At 72.4% G+C, this 17767-nt stretch carries 16 protein-coding genes; 12 read left to right on the top strand and 4 right to left on the bottom strand.

The genetic code is table 11. From position 1 onward, the window contains the following. Positions 1-22 precede the first annotated feature (22 nt). Positions 23-1534 carry a leucyl aminopeptidase gene (locus tag K8W59_RS06955; RefSeq protein WP_223398784.1) on the top strand — a complete coding sequence of 504 codons (1512 nt, stop codon included), beginning with the start codon at positions 23-25 and terminating at the stop codon, positions 1532-1534. A gap of 3 nt (positions 1535-1537) precedes the next feature. On the opposite strand, the gene K8W59_RS06950 is transcribed toward K8W59_RS06955, so the two are convergent. After that, entirely contained in the window at positions 1538-1861 is a 324-nt protein-coding gene (locus tag K8W59_RS06950; RefSeq protein ID WP_223398782.1) for a hypothetical protein, read from the bottom strand. 167 nt (positions 1862-2028) lie between these two features. Between K8W59_RS06950 and lpdA the strand changes: the two genes are divergently transcribed. The 5 genes from lpdA to K8W59_RS06925 all read left to right on the top strand — a co-directional run bounded on the left by lpdA (position 2029) and on the right by K8W59_RS06925 (position 10031). Beyond that, positions 2029-3423: a dihydrolipoyl dehydrogenase gene (lpdA, locus tag K8W59_RS06945; protein ID WP_223398780.1), complete on the top strand. Its 1395-nt coding sequence runs from the start codon at positions 2029-2031 to the stop codon at positions 3421-3423. Positions 3424-3472: 49 nt separating this feature from the next. Then, the gene (gene sucB, locus K8W59_RS06940; protein ID WP_223398778.1) at positions 3473-5359 is read left to right on the top strand and encodes a 2-oxoglutarate dehydrogenase, E2 component, dihydrolipoamide succinyltransferase; all 1887 of its coding nucleotides are present in this window, start codon (positions 3473-3475) and stop codon (positions 5357-5359) included. A gap of 219 nt (positions 5360-5578) precedes the next feature. After that, a complete protein-coding gene (locus K8W59_RS06935) occupies positions 5579-7813 on the top strand; it encodes an ABC transporter ATP-binding protein (RefSeq protein WP_223398776.1) in 2235 nt (744 codons plus the stop codon). A 33-nt stretch (positions 7814-7846) separates the two neighbouring features. Continuing rightward, complete coding sequence (locus K8W59_RS06930) at positions 7847-9103, top strand: ATP-binding cassette domain-containing protein (RefSeq protein WP_223398774.1); 1257 nt, start codon at positions 7847-7849, stop codon at positions 9101-9103. A 34-nt stretch (positions 9104-9137) separates the two neighbouring features. Continuing rightward, positions 9138-10031, top strand: coding sequence for a TIGR01777 family oxidoreductase (locus tag K8W59_RS06925; protein WP_223398771.1), 894 nt, complete (start codon positions 9138-9140; stop codon positions 10029-10031). Between the two features lie 223 nt (positions 10032-10254). On the opposite strand, the gene K8W59_RS06920 is transcribed toward K8W59_RS06925, so the two are convergent. Then, on the bottom strand, positions 10255-10806 hold the full coding sequence (locus K8W59_RS06920) for a hypothetical protein (protein WP_223398769.1): 552 nt from the start codon (positions 10804-10806) through the stop codon (positions 10255-10257). Positions 10807-10905: 99 nt separating this feature from the next. On the opposite strand from K8W59_RS06920, the gene lipB reads away from it, so the two are divergent. From lipB to K8W59_RS06895, 5 genes are all read left to right on the top strand, one after another. After that, on the top strand, positions 10906-11634 hold the full coding sequence (gene lipB, locus K8W59_RS06915) for a lipoyl(octanoyl) transferase LipB (protein ID WP_223398767.1): 729 nt from the start codon (positions 10906-10908) through the stop codon (positions 11632-11634). A gap of 79 nt (positions 11635-11713) precedes the next feature. Next, a complete protein-coding gene (locus tag K8W59_RS06910; RefSeq protein ID WP_223398765.1) occupies positions 11714-12670 on the top strand; it encodes an ABC transporter ATP-binding protein in 957 nt (318 codons plus the stop codon). Further along, positions 12667-13674 (top strand): ABC transporter permease subunit, encoded by a 1008-nt coding sequence (locus K8W59_RS06905; protein ID WP_223398763.1) that lies wholly within the window; start codon positions 12667-12669, stop codon positions 13672-13674. Before K8W59_RS06910 ends, K8W59_RS06905 begins: the two co-directional genes overlap by 4 nt. A gap of 33 nt (positions 13675-13707) precedes the next feature. After that, positions 13708-14658: a lipoyl synthase gene (gene lipA, locus K8W59_RS06900; protein ID WP_223398753.1), complete on the top strand. Its 951-nt coding sequence runs from the start codon at positions 13708-13710 to the stop codon at positions 14656-14658. A gap of 36 nt (positions 14659-14694) precedes the next feature. Beyond that, positions 14695-15408 (top strand): DUF4191 domain-containing protein, encoded by a 714-nt coding sequence (locus tag K8W59_RS06895; RefSeq protein ID WP_223398743.1) that lies wholly within the window; start codon positions 14695-14697, stop codon positions 15406-15408. Positions 15409-15423: 15 nt separating this feature from the next. On the opposite strand, the gene K8W59_RS06890 is transcribed toward K8W59_RS06895, so the two are convergent. Continuing rightward, positions 15424-15804, bottom strand: coding sequence for an RDD family protein (locus K8W59_RS06890; protein WP_223398741.1), 381 nt, complete (start codon positions 15802-15804; stop codon positions 15424-15426). Positions 15805-15992: 188 nt separating this feature from the next. Here K8W59_RS06890 and glnA point away from each other — a divergent pair, with 188 nt between their 5' ends. Further along, positions 15993-17423: a type I glutamate--ammonia ligase gene (gene glnA / locus K8W59_RS06885; RefSeq protein WP_223398738.1), complete on the top strand. Its 1431-nt coding sequence runs from the start codon at positions 15993-15995 to the stop codon at positions 17421-17423. 18 nt (positions 17424-17441) lie between these two features. Here the strand turns inward: glnA and K8W59_RS06880 are convergent, their stop codons facing one another. Continuing rightward, positions 17442-17756: a hypothetical protein gene (locus K8W59_RS06880; protein ID WP_148615124.1), complete on the bottom strand. Its 315-nt coding sequence runs from the start codon at positions 17754-17756 to the stop codon at positions 17442-17444. Positions 17757-17767 lie beyond the last annotated feature (11 nt).

Below are 17767 nucleotides of genomic sequence, written 5' to 3'. Positions count from 1 at the left end.
CCGACCGGATAGCCTGCGGCGGGTGACGACCTACACCCTGCGCAGCGCCAGCCCCGCCAAGACCCGTGCCGACGTCGTGGTCGTCGGCGTGGTCTCCACCACGAAGGGCGTCGAGCTGGCGACCGGCGCGGAGGACGTCGCCGATGCCTGGGGTCGCCGGCTGCGGCCGCTGCTGTCCTCGCTGGGCGTGAAGGGCAAGACGGGCGAGGTGCTGACCGTCCCCACGGGCGGCGTGCTGCGGGCGCCGCTGGTGGTGCTGGCCGGCCTGGGTGCGAAGGACGCGGTCGACCCGGTCGCCGTACGACGCGCCGCGGGCGCCGCCGCGCGCTCCATCACCAACGCCGCCTCGGTCGCCTATGCGCTGCCGGCCGACTCCCCCGAGCTCGTCCGGGCGGTCGCCGAGGGCTCGCGCCTGGGCGGCTACACGTTCACCCCCTACAAGTCCTCCGGCGGGAGCGAGGCGCCCAACGACGTCGTGGTCCTCTCCCCCATCGCGCGGAAGAAGGAGGCCGAGCAGGCCTTCGCCGACGCCGAGGCGGTCGCCGGCGCGGTCGCGGCGGCACGCGACTGGGTGAACACCCCGGCCGCCGACCTGACCCCGGAGAAGTTCGCCGACTCCGTGGCCGCCCAGCACAAGGCCGCGGCCAAGGGCCGGACCAAGCAGCTCACCCTGCGCGTGCTGGACGAGCAGGAGCTGGCCGACGGCGGCTTCGGCGGCATCCTCGGCGTGGGCCGCGGCTCCGACGCCCCGCCGCGGCTGGTGGAGCTCACCTGGAGCCCGAAGGACCCGCAGGGGCACGTCGCCCTGGTGGGCAAGGGCATCACCTTCGACTCCGGCGGCCTGTCGATCAAGCCGGCGCAGGGCATGACCACGATGAAGTGCGACATGGCCGGCGCCGCCGCCGTGCTGCAGGCGACCTTCGCCGTGGCCGCGCTCGAGCTGCCGGTGAAGGTCTCCTGCTACGCCCCGATGGCGGAGAACATGGTCTCCGGCAACGCGACGCGTCCCGGCGACGTGCTGACGATGTACGGCGGCACCACCGTCGAGGTGCTCAACACCGACGCGGAGGGCCGCCTCGTCCTGGCCGACGCCCTGGTGCGCGCGGGCGAGGACGACCCGGACGTGATCCTGGACGTCGCCACCCTGACCGGCGCGATGATGCTCGCGCTGGGCGACCGGGTCGGCGGCGTGCTCGGCACCGAGGAGGTCGTCGAGGAGGTGCTCGAGGCCGGCCGCGCCGCGGCCGAGGCGCAGTGGCCGATGCCGATCCCCGACGAGATCGTCGAGCGCACGAAGGCGAGCAAGATCGCCGACGTGCTCCAGCACGACTGGAACCGTTGGGGCGGTGGGCTCTACGCCGCGGCGTTCCTGCAGGCCTTCACCGACGGTCGTCCGTGGGCGCACCTGGACATCGCCGGGCCGGCGTACAACAACGGCGGCGCCTACGGCGACGTGACGCCGGGCGGCACCGGCTTCGCGGTGGCGACGCTGGTGGAGTTCATCCGCCAGCGCGGCGCGGACGCGACTGCCTGAGCCTCAGCGCTCCCCGGAGCGCTGGCGCCGGTTCCACTCCCGCATCCGTTGCGGGACGCCCACGACCGCGGCGTCGTAGGACGGGATCCGGTGCCGGTTGCAGAACTCGTGCGCCCACTTCACCGAGGGCACGCGGCGCCGGGTCCACTCGCCGTCGTGGGCCACCAGGAGCAGGGTGACGTCGCTGACCGCCGTACGCGGCTCGACGAACCCCTCGACGCCGCGGCGGGCCTCGGCCCAGGTGCGCAGGTGCTCCTCGTCGGCCCGCGAGGAGGCCCGGACCGTGGTGGACCCGGTGCGCGCGGCATCGGCGCCGGGACGACGCATGCGCGTCCCCCTGCGGAACCGATCGAGGAGACCCATGGGCCAAGTGTGCCCGACGGCCGAAGCCGCCGGAGCCGGATCGGGCCTGTTGCGACCGGGGTGTCGGAGAGTGCAAAGATGGGGCCGATCGCCTTCGAGGGACGGCGGACAGACCAGGGAGGACCCAGCGCGTGGCGGAGACCGACAGCTTCGACGTACTCATCCTGGGTGCGGGGTCGGGCGGCTACGCCTGCGCGCTGCGGGCCGCGGAGCTGGGGCTGAGCGTCGGCCTGGTGGAGAAGGGCGAGCTGGGCGGCACCTGCCTGCACCGCGGCTGCATCCCCACCAAGGCGCTGCTGCACGCCGCCGAGGTCGCCGACTCCACCCGCGACGCCGCCCGCTTCGGCGTGAGCGCGCAGCTCGAGGGCATCGACATGGCCGGGGTGAACTCCTACAAGGACGGCGTGGTCAACCGGCTGTTCAAGGGGCTGACCGGGCTGATCAAGTCCCGCGGGATCACCGTGATCGAGGGCGAGGGGAAGCTCACCGGGCCGCACGAGGTGACCGTCGACGGGACGGCGTACTCCGGCACCAACGTCGTCCTCGCCTCCGGCTCCTACTCCCGCACACTGCCCGGCCTGGAGGTCGACGGCGAGCGGATCCTGACCTCCGAGCAGGCGCTGCGCCTCGAGCACGTCCCGCAGTCCGCGATCGTGCTCGGCGGCGGCGTCATCGGCTCGGAGTTCGCCAGCGTGTGGGCCTCCTTCGGCGCCGAGGTGACCATCGTCGAGGCACTGCCGCGGCTGGTCCCGGCCGAGGACGAGGCGTCCTCCAAGGCCCTCGAGCGCGCATTCCGCAAGCGCAAGATCACCATGCGCACCGGCACGCCGTTCCAGTCGGTCAAGACCACCGACACCGGCGTGGCCGTGACGTTGGAGGGCGGTGACGTGCTGGAGGCCGAGCTGATGCTGGTGGCCGTCGGGCGCGGGCCGTCGACCGAGGGGCTGGGGTACGACGAGCAGGGGGTCGCGATGGATCGCGGCTTCGTGCCCACCGACGACCGGCTGCGCACCAACCTCGAGGGCGTCTACGCCGTCGGCGACATCGTGCCCGGGCTGCAGCTGGCCCACCGCGGCTTCCAGCAGGGCATCTTCGTCGCCGAGGAGATCGCCGGCCTCGACCCCGCGCCGATCGACGAGGCGGGCATCCCGCGGGTCACCTACTCCCACCCCGAGGTCGCCTCGGTCGGGCTCACCGAGGCGCAGGCGCGGGAGGGGTACGGCGACGCCGTCACCACCGTCACCTACGACCTCGGCGGCAACGGCAAGAGCCAGATCCTGCAGACCCAGGGCTTCGTGAAGCTGGTCGCCCTGACCGGCGAGGACGGCAAGGCCGGCCAGGTGCTCGGCGTCCACCTCGTCGGCGACCGGGTCGGCGAGCTGATCGGCGAGGCCCAGCTGATCTTCGGCTGGGAGGCGCACGCCGACGACGTCGCCCCCCTCATCCACGCCCACCCCACCCAGAACGAGGCGATCGGCGAGGCCCACCTTGCGCTCGCCGGCAAGCCGCTGCACGCGCACTCCTGACCTTTCCGCCCCGCACGAGAAGACCACGACAAGAGCGAAGGACATCACCATGGCCAGCGAAGTCACCCTCCCCGCACTCGGCGAGTCCGTCACCGAGGGCACCGTCACCCGCTGGCTCAAGAACGTCGGCGACGAGGTCGCCGTCGACGAGCCGCTGCTGGAGGTCTCCACCGACAAGGTCGACACCGAGATCCCCTCCCCGGTCGCCGGCACCCTGCTGGAGCAGAAGGTCGCCGAGGACGAGACCGTCGAGGTCGGCGCCGTGCTCGCCTCGATCGGGGACGAGGGCGAGGGCGGCGGCTCCGACAGCGGCGGCGAGTCCTCGGACTCCGGCTCCGAGGAGTCCACCGAGGAGGCCGCCGCCGAGCCCGCGCAGGAGGAGTCGTCCGACGAGTCGTCCTCGGAGTCGTCTGAGTCCTCGGAGTCCTCCGAGGACGAGCAGCCCGCCACCGAGCAGCCCTCGGCCGACGCCCCCGCGGCGGAGTCCAAGCCCGCCTCGGGCTCCTCCTCCGGCGAGGCCGTCGTCCTCCCCGCGCTGGGCGAGTCGGTCACCGAGGGCACCGTCACCCGCTGGCTGAAGAGCGTCGGCGACGAGGTCGCCGTCGACGAGCCGCTGCTGGAGGTCTCCACCGACAAGGTCGACACCGAGATCCCCTCGCCGGTCGCCGGCACCCTGCTGGAGCAGAAGGTCGCCGAGGACGAGACCGTCGAGGTCGGCGCCGAGCTGGCCGTGATCGGCTCCGGCGACGCCGCCCCGAGCGAGGACTCCGGGAAGGACGAGGCGCCCGCGGAGGAGCCCGCCGAGGAGCCGGCTCAGGAGGAGGCCCCCGCCGAGGAGCCGGCGCAGGAGGAGAAGCAGCCCGAGCCCGAGCCGGCGCAGGAGAAGCCCGCCGCCGAGGAGAAGCCGGCCCAGGAGAAGCCGGCCCAGGAGTCGAAGCCCGCCCCGGCGCAGCCGGCGGCGAGCAGCAGCGGCGGCGAGGGCGCGGGGTACGTCACCCCGCTGGTCCGCAAGCTCGCCGACCAGCACGGCGTGGACCTCTCCACCGTCACCGGCAGTGGTGTCGGCGGCCGGATCCGCAAGCAGGATGTGCTGGCCGCCGCCGAGGCCGCCAAGGCGCCCGCGCAGCAGCCGGCCGCATCCGCCGCGTCGGCCCCGTCCGGGGCCGCCCCGGCCGCGGCCGCGTCGAAGGCGCCCGCCTCCACGGAGAGCACCGCCTCCCCGTCGCTGCGCGGCACCACCGAGGACCTCTCCCGGCTGCGCAAGATCATCGCCACGCGCATGGTCGAGTCGATCCAGACCTCCGCCCAGCTGACCCAGGTGATGGAGGTCGACGTGACCGCGATCGCCCGGCTGCGCGACCGGGTCAAGGCCGACTTCCTCAACCGCGAGGGGGTCAAGCTCACCTACCTGGCGTTCTTCGCCAAAGCGGCGATCGACGCGCTGAAGCAGCACCCGAAGCTGAACGCGGCGATCGACACCGAGAAGGGTCAGGTGACCTACTTCGACCAGGAGAACGTCGCCTTCGCCGTCGACACCGAGAAGGGCCTGCTGACGCCGGTCGTCAAGGACGCCGGCGACCTGTCGGTGGCCGGGCTGGCGAAGAAGATCGCCGACGTCGCCGGGCGTACCCGCTCCAACAAGATCGGGCCCGACGAGCTCTCCGGCGGCACCTTCACCATCACCAACCTGGGCAGCTTCGGGGCGCTCTTCGACACCCCGATCATCAACCAGCCCCAGGTGGCGATCCTCGGCCCCGGTGCCGTGGTGAAGCGTCCGGTCGTGATCGACGACCCGAACCTGGGCGAGACGATCGCGGTGCGGCACATGGTCTACCTCGCGCTGACCTACGACCACCGCCTGGTCGACGGCGCGGACGCCGGCCGCTTCCTGAGCGACGTGAAGGCGCGCCTGGAGTCCGGCCAGTTCGAGGTCTGACGTGTGACCCCGCGGACGTGTGGGGAACCGGTCGCCATGACGACCACTTCTCCACACGTCCCGCGGCGATGCGGCGCGGCCGCCGTACTCCCTGCCGACCGTGAAGCCGGTGAGTCATCTGATGGCTCACCGGCTTCACGGTCCCCGGGGGCCCTTCTCCGCCGGGAACGGAAAAGCACGCGCGGACTGTCGGCGACCTGGCATAGCGTCGGCCTCACCGTGAGCAGCACCGACGAGATCACCCACACCTCGACCACCGCGACGACCCGATCGCCGGTGCCCGGTCGCATACCCGTCGACTGGCGTCGGCTGCGCCGGCCCGCCAGCGTGGTGGCGTACACGCTGTCCTTCGTCGGCGCCATCGGCACCTCGCTCGGCTCGGTCGTCGCCGGCCGGCTGGCCGAGACCCCGACCCAGGCGCTCGTGGTCGCGCTGGCCGTCTGCGTCGTGGGCGCTGCCGTCATCGACACGGTCGCCAAGACCATCTGGGCCGCCGTGGTGGACCGGGCCGAGGGCCGGCTGCGCGCGGACCTGCTCGACGCCGCCCTCCACCAGCCGCTGGCCGAGCTCTCCGAGCAGGCGGTCGGCGAGATCCTCGACCGGATCGACGACGACACCTGGGAGGTCGGTCAGCTGCTGCGCTGGGGCGTCTGGATGGCCTCGCGCACCCTGCTCGCGTCGGGTCCGCTCTGGGTGGTCGCGACGTACACCTGGTGGCCGGCGCTCTTCCTCTTCCCGCTCTCCGGCCTCGCGGTGTGGCTGCTGATCCGGCGGCTGCTGCCGCAGGTCGCCGAGCGCAAGGTGCTGGAGGAGGCCGCGTGGACCGACCACGCCGCGTCCACCGAGGAGGGCATCGCCGCGCGCGACGACCTGCGCACCAGCCTCGGGCAGGCGCACGTGCTGCGTCGCAACGCGGGCTACGCCGCCGTCGTGCACCAGCTGCTGCGCCGGGTGCTGTTGGTGGAGATCCAGGTGGCCCGGCGCAGCGGCATCCTGCTCAACGGGCTGCTCGCGGCGATCGCGGTCGTCGGCGTGGTCATGGTGGGCGCCGGCGACCTGTCGACCGCCGCCCTGGTGACCCTGTTCCTGGCCGCCACCATGTTCGTCGGCCAGGTGAGCATGCTCGCGATGCACCTGCCCGACATCCAGGAGGGCTTCGGCGCGGTGCTGCGCCTGCGCGGCATGCTCGCCTCCCCCGCCGAGCCCACCGGCGGGAGGTCCCTGCCCGACGGTCCGCTGAGCGTGGAGTTCGACGACCTGCACTTCAGCTACGGCAGCGGCACGTTCGCGCTCAGCGGCGTCGACCTCACGGTGCCGGCGGGCCACACCTGTGCGCTGGTCGGCCGCACCGGCTCCGGCAAGTCCACCCTGGCCTCGCTGCTCTCCCGTGCGGTCGAGCCCGAGCCGGGGACGGTCTACCTGGGCGGCGTGGACGTGCTCGACCTCGACCTGCAGCAGCTGCGACAGGCGGTCGGGGTGGTCACCCAGCGCACCGAGATCCTGGCCGGCACGCTCGCCGACAACATCACACTCTTCGGCGAGAACCCGCGCGCGGAGGTGGAGGCCGCGGTCGAGGAGCTCGGTCTGACCGGCTGGGTGGCCGGGCTCCCGCAGGGGCTTAACACCCTCCTGGACCCGGGCGGCAGCAGCCTGTCCGCCGGGGAGGAGCAGCTGGTGGCCTTCGCCCGCCTGTTGGTGCGCGACGTGCGGGTCGTCGTACTCGACGAGGCCACCGCCCGGATGGACCCCGTCACCGAGGCCCGCGTGGTCCGCGCCGCCGACCGGCTGATCTCCGGCCGCACCGGCATCCTGGTCGCGCACCGGCTCTCCACCACCGAGCGGGCCGAGCAGGTGGCGGTCGTCGAGTCCGGTCGCGTCGTGCAGTACGGCGCCCGCGCCCGCCTCGCCGTCGAGGACGGGCCGTTCCGCGAGCTGCTCGAGGCATCCGCCGCCCCCTCCTCGTCGGTCGAGCCCACCTCTTCGGTGGTCGAGCCTGTCGAGACCACCATCGGCAGCGCCCGCCGCTCCACGACCCCGCCCGAGCCACCCGTCCTGACGCCCACACCCAGTCTCGCGCGGCAGGTGTGGAGCGCCCTGCGGGTCGAGCCGCGCTGGGGCCTGTTCGGCGCCCTGCTGTTCCTCCTCGCCTCGCTGACCGGCGCCTTCGGTGCGCTCACCGGCTGGGTCTGGGGGCTGGTGGTGACCACGCTGCAGGACGGCGAGGTCCCCACGCTCCTGCTGGTGCTGCTGCTGGTCTCCCTGCTGGGCAACCCGTTCCTGCTGTCCGAGGCGTTCCGGGTCTATCCGCGCTGGTGGATCTCGGTGCGGTTGCGCGTGCGCGGCGCCGTACTCGCCGGACAGACCGACCAGCGCCGGCTCGAGCGCACCCCGCCCGGCGAGGTGGTGGCCCGGGCGATGGACGCCGACCGGCTCGCGCGCTACGCCGACCGCTAGGTCGACTTCACCAACGGCCTCCTGGTCGCGCTGGTGACCGCGCTGATCGCCGGCACCTGGCTGGCCGGAGCGGTGCTGCTCGTGGTGATGGTCTCCGCGGCGCTCGCCTCCTCGCTCGGCCGGCGCGCCGCAGGCCGGTCCGCGGCGGCCGCGGCGACGGCCCGCGCGGGCTTCGGGCAGGCGCTGGTCTCGTGCCTGGAGTCGGTGCGCACGGTCAAGCTCGCCGCCGCGACCCCGCAGATCCACGCCCACCTGCGCCGCGTCGACGGCGGCCGGGTGGACGCGGCGGTGCGCGAGCACCGGGTGCAGACCCTGCTCGACGGCGTCCCCGTCGTCATGGTGCAGGGCGGCGTGGTCGCCGCCTGGGCCGGCCTGCTGGCCGGTCAGTGGGAGCTGGCCACCGCGCTGCTGGTGGCCAACGCGGTCAGCGGCTTCGACTGGTTCGGCCGGGTGGCGGGCTCGGTGGTGACCGAGGCGCCGGGCACGCGCGCGTGGATGGAGGCCACCAGCCGGCTCGCCGGCGGTGGGAACCTGATGCACCTGCCGGCCGGGATGGACATGGTCGAGGGCACCTCCCCGCTGCCCGAGTCGGGGGAGCGCGAGCCGCTGCAGCGCCTGCGGCTGGAGGGGGTCTCGGCGGTGCACGACGACGGCACCCTCGGCGTCGAGAGCGTCGACCTGGACGTCGGGCGGGGCGAGCTGGTGCTGCTGCTGGGCCAGGTCGGCTCCGGCAAGTCCAGCCTGCTTGCGGCCCTGGCCGGGCTGGTGCACAGCACCGGCGCCATCCACTGGAACGACCGGCTGGTCGAGGATCCGCAGCGCGAGCTGCGACCGGGCCGGGTGGCCTACGTCGCCCAGGTGCCGCGGGTGCTCTCGGGGACGTTCGCGGGCAACATCCATCTCGACCACGGCGACCGTCGGGTCGACGTACCCGTCGCCGCGGCGCGCCTGGAGCGCGACGTGGCCGACGCCGGCGGCGCCGACTCGCTGGTCGGGCACCGCGGGGTGCGGCTGTCCGGTGGGCAGGTGCAGCGGCTCGCGCTGGCGCGGGCGCTGGCCTCGGAGAGCGATCTGCTGCTGGCCGACGACGTGTCGTCCGCGCTGGACGCGGCTACCGAGGTCGAGCTGTGGCGCTCGCTGCGGGAGGCCGGCGCGACCGTGCTCGGCGCGAGCAACAAGGCGGCCGCGCTGGCTCAGGCCGACCGGGTGGTGGTGCTGGTCGACGGCGAGGTGGCCGACGCCGGGCCGTGGCGCGACCTGGCCGCCCGGTGGCGCCATCTCGCAGGGTGATGCCACGACCGGTCATCCGTGGCAGGGTGAGGTCATGTCGCTGAACGTGCTCGTCGCCGGTGCCTCCGGCTTCCTCGGCACCCATCTGACGCAGGTCCTGGAGGCCCGCGGCCACACGGTCACTCCCCTGGTCCGCCGCGAGCCCGAGGCCGGCCAGGTGCGCTGGGACCCGGAGGCGGGCGAGGTGCCCCAGGACGCGATCGAGGCGGCCGACGTGGTCGTGAACCTGGCCGGCTCGCCCACGGCCGGCAACCCGCACTCGGCCTCCTGGGCGCGCGAGCTCCGGGAGTCGCGGGTGAGGGGTACGGCGACCCTCGCCGACGCCATCGCAGCCTCGGACCGCAAGCCCGCGTTCCTCGCCGGCAACGGCATCTCCTACTACGGCGACCACGGCCGGGACCCGCTGGACGAGACCGCCGACAGCCGCGGCGACGCACTGCTGACCGACGTGACCCGCGACTGGCAGGCCGCCACCGAGCCGGCCCGCGCCGCCGGTGCCCGGGTGTGCATCCTGCGCACGTCCCCCGTGCTCGACGACGCGGCTCCCCCGCTGCAGCAGCTGGTCTGGATCTTCAAGCTCGGGCTCGGCGCGCGACTCGGCCCCGGCAACCAGTACTTCCCCTGCATCTCCTTGCGCGACTGGACCGGCGCCGTCGCCTTCCTCGCCGAGGACGAGCGGCTCAGCGGCCCGGTCAACCTGTGCTGCCCCTCGACCCCGACGAACGCCGAGTTCACCGCCGCCCTGGCCAGCGCGGTCGGGCGCCGCGCGCGACTGTTCGTCCCCACCCCTGTCCTCTCGGTCGGCGCCGGCCGGATGGCCCCCGAGCTGCTGAACTCGGTCAACGCGGTCCCCCGCGTCCTCCTCGACGCGGGCTTCGACTTCGCCGACGTGGACATCCGCGACATCCTCGCCACCGCCCTCCGCTGACCGGCCCCGCCCTCCCCCATCCCTCTCCCCTCATCCCTCATCTCGCCGAGTCGGCGCTTCTTCACCGCGAGTCGGCGCTTCTTCACCGCGAGTCGGCGCTACTTCACCGCGAGTCGGCGTCAATTGACGCCGACTGGGCGTCAACTAGCGCCGACTCGGCGGGATGTGGGTGGGTAGGCGGGTGGGTTGGTGTTTGAGGCGGGCGGTCGGGCTGGCGAAGGGGTCAGCCGCGGCGGACCGAGGCGACGAGCCAGCGGCCGTCGCGGCGCTCGAGACGGATCACCCGGGTGGAGGCCGCGTCGACGGGCAGCGGGGAGCGCACGCCCCGGCCGACGGCAACGCCGCCGGTGACCCGGTCGGTCACCCGCAGCACCACCACCGAGGGAGTACGGCGTACCTCGCGGGCCGAGAGCACCTGCATCCGCAGCCCCTCGACCCGCAGGCCGCGCGCCGACCAGGAGCGCAGCATCGCCACGTCCCGCTCCCCCGCCCCCGACCCGCGGGCGTAGAGGCCGCGCAGCGCGCGCACGTCCCCGTCCGCCCACGCGCGCGCCCGCGACCGGTCCCACTCGTGCAGCACCGCGAGCCCGGAGGGCGCGGGCGGTGAGGCGGAGGCCGCAGCAGGAGAGGTCGAGGAAGCCGGGGCCGCCCGCCGGGGCGACGGCGAGGAGTCCACGAACATGAAGGCCCCCACCATCACCGCGCCCGTCACGGTGAGGATCACCAGCAGCGCGAGCGGCCAGCGGGCGTCGTACTCCTCCTCGACCGTCTCCATGCCCGCCACCCTGCCCCACTTCACGCAACGGTGCCGGCGGCTATCCACAGGCAGGCGCCACAGGGAGCCCCCAAAGGGCACACGAGTAGGGTCGGGGCCATGAGCATGCCGCTGGAGTTCCAGGTCGCCGGGCTCGGCGCGGACGCCGTGGACTACCAGGCCGCGTGGGACCTCCAGCGAGCGGTGCACGACCAGGTCGTCGCGGCGACCCGCGCTGGCACCGTCCTGCTGCTGGAGCACCCGCCGGTCTTCACCTGCGGCAAGCGCACCGACGAGCACGAGAAGCCCGTGGACGCCGGCGGAGCGCAGGTGATCGACGTCGACCGCGGCGGCAAGATCACCTTCCACGGGCCGGGGCAGCTGGTGGGCTACCCGATCGTCCGGCTCCCCGACCACGTCAAGGTGGTCGACTACGTCCGCCGGGTCGAGGAGGCGCTGATCCGCGTGTGCGCCGACTTCGGCGTCACCACCGCCCGGGTCCCGGGCCGCTCCGGCGTCTGGCTGCGCGCCGACGACCGCGGCCCGGAGCGCAAGATCGGCGCGCTCGGCATCCGGGTCTCCCGCGGCGTGACCATGCACGGGTTCGCGCTGAACTGCGACGTCGACCTGGGCTGGTACGACCGCTTCGTCCCCTGCGGCATCTCCGACGCGGGCGTCACCTCGCTCACCGAGGAGACCGGCCGCCGGGTCACCACCACCGACGTCCTGCCGGCCGTCGAGGAGCACCTGCGCACGTTCCTGGCGTGGGAGGAGTACGACGCCACGCCCGACTACGAGCCCCGCCCGGAGCCCGGCCGCGCGCCCCGGATCCCGCTCGTGACTCCCTGAGCCCCGGGCGGGTCGCGCGACACCACGCCTCCGACCTGCCACGATGAGCCCACCTCTCGGGGGACGAGGAGGAGGGCCGATGGCCGACCTGGTGATCGAGACCCATGGGCTGCGCAAGGACTACCGCACGCGCCGCGGCACCCGGACCGCCGTACGCGACCTGGACCTGGCAGTGCCGGCGGGTGGCGTGCACGGCTTCCTCGGGCCGAACGGCTCGGGCAAGACCACGACGATCCGGATGCTGCTCGGGCTGGCGCGGGCGACCCGCGGCGAGATGCGCCTCTTCGGCCAGCCGGTGCCGCGACGCCTCCCCGCGGTGATGAACCGTGTCGGGGCCGTGGTCGAGAACCCGAAGTTCTCCCCCAACCTCACCGGCCGCACCAACCTGCAGCTGCTCGCGCGCACCATCGCCGCTCCACCGAGCCGCGTCGACGAGGCGCTGGCGACGGTCTCGCTGACCGGTCGCGACCGGGAGCGCTTCAAGTCCTACTCCCTCGGCATGAAGCAGCGGCTGGCGATCGCCGCCACGCTGATCAAGCAGCCGGACCTGCTCATCCTCGACGAGCCGACCAACGGCCTGGACCCGGCCGGGATCCGGGAGATCCGGGACACCATCCGCGACCTGGGCGCCGCCGGCGTCACGGTGCTGTTGAGCTCACACATCCTCGCCGAGGTCCAGCAGGTGTGCGACTCCGCCACCATCATCGGCAACGGCCGGATGCTCGCCAGTGGCCGGGTCGAGGATCTGCTGTCCGGGACGGGTACGGCGCACCGCGTCGTCGTGGGCGAGCCCGACCGGGCCGCCTCCGTGCTGCGTGCGGCCGGGGCGAGCGTGACGACGGACGCCCAGGCGCTGCGGGTCGAGGGTGACCTGGCCGGCGCCGACCTGACCCGGCTGCTCGGCGAGCAGGGCCTCTGGGTCGCCGAGCTCACGCCCGTCCGGCAGGACCTGGAGTCGTTCTTCCTCGACCTCACCTCCGCCGAGGAGCTGGGCGCGGACGAGCCCCGCGGCGGGCGGAAGGGATGGCGGCGATGATCCGGCTGGTGCGGGTCGAGCTGACCCGGCTGCGCAAGCGCCGCGCGGTCGTCGTACTCCTCCTGGTGGCCCTGATCGCCCCGCTGTTGGTCGCGGCTCTGGTGGCGTGGTCGACGCGCCCGGTCAGCGCAGCGGAGACGGCCCGGGCGCGCGCGCAGGTGCAGCGCGAGCTGAGCTCGCGCTCGTTCGACCGGATGATCGAGGAGTGCGCCGCTGCCCCGCGCGACTGGGGGGTGCGCGCCGAGCCGGACACCGATGACGCGCGCGCCCAGTGTCTGGAGCAGAACCGGCCGCGGGTGGAGTGGTACCTCGCCCGGCCGCCGCTGCGGTGGGGCGATCAGCTCGCCACGGCCGGCATGGTGCTGAGCCTGGTGACCGTGCTGATGATGCTCGCGGCGACCACGTTCATCGGCCATGACTGGAACTCGGGGTCGATGAGCAACCAGCTGCTCTTCGAGCCGCGCCGCCTGCGGGTGTTCGTGGCCAAGGCACTGGCGGTCGTCCTCCTCGCCCTGCTGGCCAGCGCGCTCGCGCTGGCGCTCCTGTGGGGCGGGATCGGGCTGACGGCCTACCTGCGCGACATCGACCCGCATGGCGAGGTGGTGGACCGGATCTGGCAGAGCGGCCTGCGCGGGGTGGTCTTCGTCGCGGCGGCGGCGCTGGGCGCGTTCGCGGTCACCAACCTCTTCCGCTCCACGGTCTTCACCTTGGGAGCGATGTTCGCCGTCGTGGTCCTCAGCAGCGTTCTCCTCGTGATGCTCCCCTTCCCCGATGCCCAGCGCTTCTCGCTGCCGGTGAACGTCGGCGCGTGGGTGGGCGGCAAGGCCACCTACTACCGCGAGGTGGCCCAGACCTGCTTCAGCGGCCCGCGGCCGCCGGAGGGGATGGACTGCAAGGAGTACGGCGTGGTCACGCTCTGGGAGTCCGCTCGCTACTTCGGCTCGATGCTCGTGCTGGCGGTGGGGCTCTCGGCGTGGTCGTTCCGGCGCCGGGACGTGCCCTGAGAGCTCACCGCGACCGGCGTACAGTGGGGCGATGTGACGACCTCTCCGACAGCCGAAGGACGCAAGTTGCTGCGCCTGGAGGTGCGCAACTCGCAGACCCCGATCGAGCGGAAGCCCGAGTGGATCAAGACCCGGGCGAGGATGGGCCCGGAGTACCAGCACCTCCAGGGCCTGGTGAAGAGCGAGGGCTTGCACACGGTGTGTCAGGAGGCTGGCTGTCCCAACATCTACGAGTGCTGGGAGGACCGGGAGGCGACGTTCCTCATCGGCGGTGACGAGTGCACCCGCCGGTGTGACTTCTGCCAGATCGCGACCGGGAAGCCGCAGCCGCTGGACCGCGACGAGCCGCGGCGGGTGGCCGAGTCGGTGCAGACGATGGGGCTGCGCTACGCCACCATCACCGGCGTCGCGCGCGACGACCTCGACGACGGCGGCGCGTGGCTCTACGCCGAGACGGTGCGGGCGATCCACGAGCTCAACCCCGACACCGGCGTGGAGAACCTGATCCCCGACTTCAACGGCAAGCCGGACCTGCTGGCCGAGGTCTTCGAGTCCCGGCCCGAGGTGCTGGCGCACAACGTGGAGACGGTGCCGCGGATCTTCAAGCGGATCCGTCCGGCGTTCCGCTACGACCGCTCGCTGGGCGTGCTGACCGCCGCCCGCGACTTCGGCCTGGTGACCAAGTCGAACCTGATCCTCGGGATGGGCGAGACCCGCGAGGAGATCTCCCAGGCGCTGCGCGACCTGCACGCCGCGGGCTGCGAGCTGGTGACGATCACCCAGTACCTCCGACCCTCCAAGCTGCATCACCCGGTGGAGCGGTGGGTGAAGCCGGAGGAGTTCGTGGAGCTGGCCGACGAGGCCAAGGAGATCGGCTTCGCCGGCGTCATGTCCGGCCCGCTGGTGCGCTCCTCCTACCGCGCGGGGCGGCTCTACCAGCAGGCGATGGAGGCCCGGGCGGGCGACGCCGTACCCTCCTCCTGAGAGCACCGCACATCCAGGAAGGACCCGAAGGATCCCATGGCCAGGAACGCCGAGCCCGAGAAGAAGCAGGGCCGCCGCGCGCAGCTCGCCCAGACCTACCGGGCGGCGAAGCAGACCGACCCGAAGATCGGGCTCATCACCTTCCTGGCGTTCCTGCTCGGGTTCCTCGTCGGCGGGCTGCTGTTCTGGCTGATCCCGCCGCGCGGCGGTTGGCTGGACTGGGTGCTGACCGCGGTCGGCGCGATCATGCTGGGCCTGCTGGCCGCGACGATGGTGTTCTTCCGGCGCGCTCAGCGGTCGATGTACTCCCAGATCGAGGGTCGCACCGGCGCGGCCGCCTCGGCGCTGCAGACGCTGCGGCGCGGGTGGAAGACCGACCCGATGGTCGGCTTCACCAAGCAGCAGGACCTCGTGCACCGGGTGGTCGGCCCTCCGGGGGTCGTCCTGGTCGGTGAGGGCAACCCGGCGCGGCTGCGTCAGCTGATGGCGACCGAGCGGCGCAAGCACGAGCGGGTGCTCGCCGACACGCCGGTCTCGGAGATCATCGTCGGCGACGGCGAGGGCCAGGTGCCGTTGCCGAAGCTGAGCCGGCACCTGATGAAGATGAAGCGCCAGGTCAAGCCCGGCGAGATGACCGACATCCTCAACCGGCTGAAGGCGATCGACGCACACCGGGGCAACATCCCGATGCCCAAGGGCCCGGTGCCGACGTCGATGAAGGGGATGCGCTCCCAGCAGCGCGGCCGCTGACCATCTAGCACGAAGTCAGCGCGGGCTGACCTCGTCGAGGGGTACGGCGGCCGAGCCGGCCGCGAGGTCGTGCAGGCCGCGCCCGTCGGGCTGGAAGACCAGCGGCGGGATCACCAGGGCGACCAGGACGGCGCGGAGCAGGGACCGCGGGAGGTCGATCCAGCCGGACCCCTGCCACCGCACGACCCGCAGCCGGGTGGCGAGCTTGCCGAACGACCCGCCGACCAGCGCGGTGAGGACCGTCGCCTCGAGGATGAAGACCAGCATCACGTAGAGCGAGGACAGTCGGTCGCCGCTCCAGCCGTCGACGCCGATGATCGCGATGACCACCAGGGTGCAGGCGATCCAGTCGACAAGGAGCGCGAGGATGCGGCGTCCCCAGGAGGCGGTCTGCACGCGGGACACCGTACCCATCGGGTGCGAGGGTCCGACCGCCGACCACTCGTTACACAGACGAAACAAACCGGATACGGTCGAGAAACCGCCCCGCCGTAGCGTGCGGGGCACGCACGGCGCAGCGTCGCGTCGCGCATCCCTACCGTGACCCAGCGGTCGCCGGCCCCGCCAGCGGCCAAGGAGGATGAATGTTCTCGAACAGCGACGAACTGCTTCGCTACATCAAGGACGAGGGCGTCGAGATGGTCGACGTCAGGTTCTGCGACCTGCCGGGCGTGATGCAGCACTTCACCGTGCCCGTGTCCTCCTTCGACGAGTCCGTCTTCGAGGACGGGCTGGCCTTCGACGGCTCCTCGATCCGCGGCTTCCAGGCGATCCACGAGTCGGACATGTCGCTGCTGCCGGACCCGACGACCGCCTACATCGACCCGTTCCGTACGGCGAAGACGCTGGTCCTCAACTTCTTCATCCACGACCCGATCACCGGCGAGGCCTACTCCCGCGACCCGCGGAACATCGCGAAGAAGGCGATGGCCTACCTGCAGAGCACCGGGATCGGCGACACCGCGTTCTTCGCGCCGGAGGCGGAGTTCTACGTCTTCGACGAGGTGCGCTTCGAGACCTCGGCGAACGAGGGCTTCTACCGCGTGGACTCCGAGGCGGGCGCGTGGAACTCCGGCGCGGCCGGTACGGCGGACCGCCCGAACCGCGGCTACAAGGTGAAGTACAAGGGCGGCTACTTCCCGGTGGCGCCGTACGATCACTTCGGCGAGCTGCGCGATGAGATGGTCAAGGAGCTGGAGGCGGTCGGCCTGACCGTCGAGCGCGCGCACCACGAGGTCGGCACGGCCGGGCAGGCGGAGATCAACTACAAGTTCGACGAGCTGCTGCGCGCGGCCGACGACGTGATGAAGTTCAAGTACATCGTCAAGAACGTCGCCTGGCGCAACGGCAAGACCGCGACCTTCATGCCGAAGCCGATCTTCGGCGACAACGGCTCGGGCATGCACTGCCACCAGTCGATCTGGAAGGACGGCGAGCCGCTGTTCTACGACGAGACGGGGTACGCCGGCCTCTCGGACACCGCGCGCCACTACATCGGCGGCATCCTGCAGCACGCGCCGTCGCTGCTGGCCTTCACCAACCCGACGGTGAACTCCTACCACCGCCTGGTGCCGGGCTTCGAGGCTCCGATCTCGCTGGTCTACTCCCAGCGGAACCGGTCGGCGTGCGTGCGGATCCCGATCACCGGCGCGAACCCGAAGGCGAAGCGGATCGAGTTCCGCTGCCCCGACCCGTCGGCGAACCCCTATCTCGCGTTCTCCGCGCTGCTGCTCGCCGGCCTGGACGGCATCCAGAACAAGATCGAGCCGCCCGAGCCGATCGACAAGGACATCTACGAGCTGCCGCCGGACGAGATGGCCGACATCGCCCAGGTGCCGACCTCCCTCGGCGCGGTCATGGACAACCTCGAGCGCGACCACGACTTCCTCACCGAGGGCAACGTCTTCACGCCCGACCTGATCGAGACCTGGATCGACTACAAGCGCTCCAACGAGATCCTGCCTGTCCAGCTCCGCCCGCATCCGCACGAGTTCGAGCTGTATTACGACATCTAACCGGGCCTCCGGCTGCGGTCATTCAGCAACGCCGAACGACCGCAAAGAACAGCCGCTGACCTGCACAAACGCCGCCGAGCGACCTTTTGGTCGTTCGGCGGCGTTTGCTGTTGGTAGCCGCTCGTCTGTTACAAATCCGGTACAAATTTGGGTAGCGCCATCTCCTGCCACACGGTCCTCAGGGGACTCTTCGGGTAGGTCGCGGCCCGGGTCGGTTGCCCGAGCCACCAGCCTGGCATCGCACAGTTGGGCAACCATCGCCGCGATGCCCGAGTCAGCTTGCTGCCACATCGTTTCCGCCGACGTGATCGCTCCCATGCCGCCGTCGGACATAGGTGCCCGTA

The organism is Nocardioides rotundus, assembly GCF_019931675.1.
Taxonomy (GTDB): Bacteria; Actinomycetota; Actinomycetes; order Propionibacteriales; family Nocardioidaceae; genus Nocardioides; species Nocardioides rotundus.
The sequence above is the reverse complement of the archived record's forward strand: the minus strand, read 5'-3'. Positions and strand labels throughout refer to the sequence as shown.

What these genes read in the sequence shown, in the direction of transcription:
- K8W59_RS06905 (WP_223398763.1), top strand. Translation starts at nt 12,667, where the DNA reads ATGATCCGGCTGGTGCGGGTCGAGCTGACCCGGCTGCGCAAGCGCCGC.
- K8W59_RS06910 (WP_223398765.1), top strand. Translation starts at nt 11,714, where the DNA reads ATGGCCGACCTGGTGATCGAGACCCATGGGCTGCGCAAGGACTACCGC.
- sucB (WP_223398778.1), top strand. Translation starts at nt 3,473, where the DNA reads ATGGCCAGCGAAGTCACCCTCCCCGCACTCGGCGAGTCCGTCACCGAG.
- K8W59_RS06925 (WP_223398771.1), top strand. Translation starts at nt 9,138, where the DNA reads ATGTCGCTGAACGTGCTCGTCGCCGGTGCCTCCGGCTTCCTCGGCACC.
- K8W59_RS06920 (WP_223398769.1), bottom strand. Translation starts at nt 10,806, where the DNA reads ATGGAGACGGTCGAGGAGGAGTACGACGCCCGCTGGCCGCTCGCGCTG.
- glnA (WP_223398738.1), top strand. Translation starts at nt 15,993, where the DNA reads ATGTTCTCGAACAGCGACGAACTGCTTCGCTACATCAAGGACGAGGGC.
- lipB (WP_223398767.1), top strand. Translation starts at nt 10,906, where the DNA reads ATGAGCATGCCGCTGGAGTTCCAGGTCGCCGGGCTCGGCGCGGACGCC.
- K8W59_RS06950 (WP_223398782.1), bottom strand. Translation starts at nt 1,861, where the DNA reads ATGCGTCGTCCCGGCGCCGATGCCGCGCGCACCGGGTCCACCACGGTC.
- K8W59_RS06880 (WP_148615124.1), bottom strand. Translation starts at nt 17,756, where the DNA reads ATGTCCGACGGCGGCATGGGAGCGATCACGTCGGCGGAAACGATGTGG.
- K8W59_RS06895 (WP_223398743.1), top strand. Translation starts at nt 14,695, where the DNA reads ATGGCCAGGAACGCCGAGCCCGAGAAGAAGCAGGGCCGCCGCGCGCAG.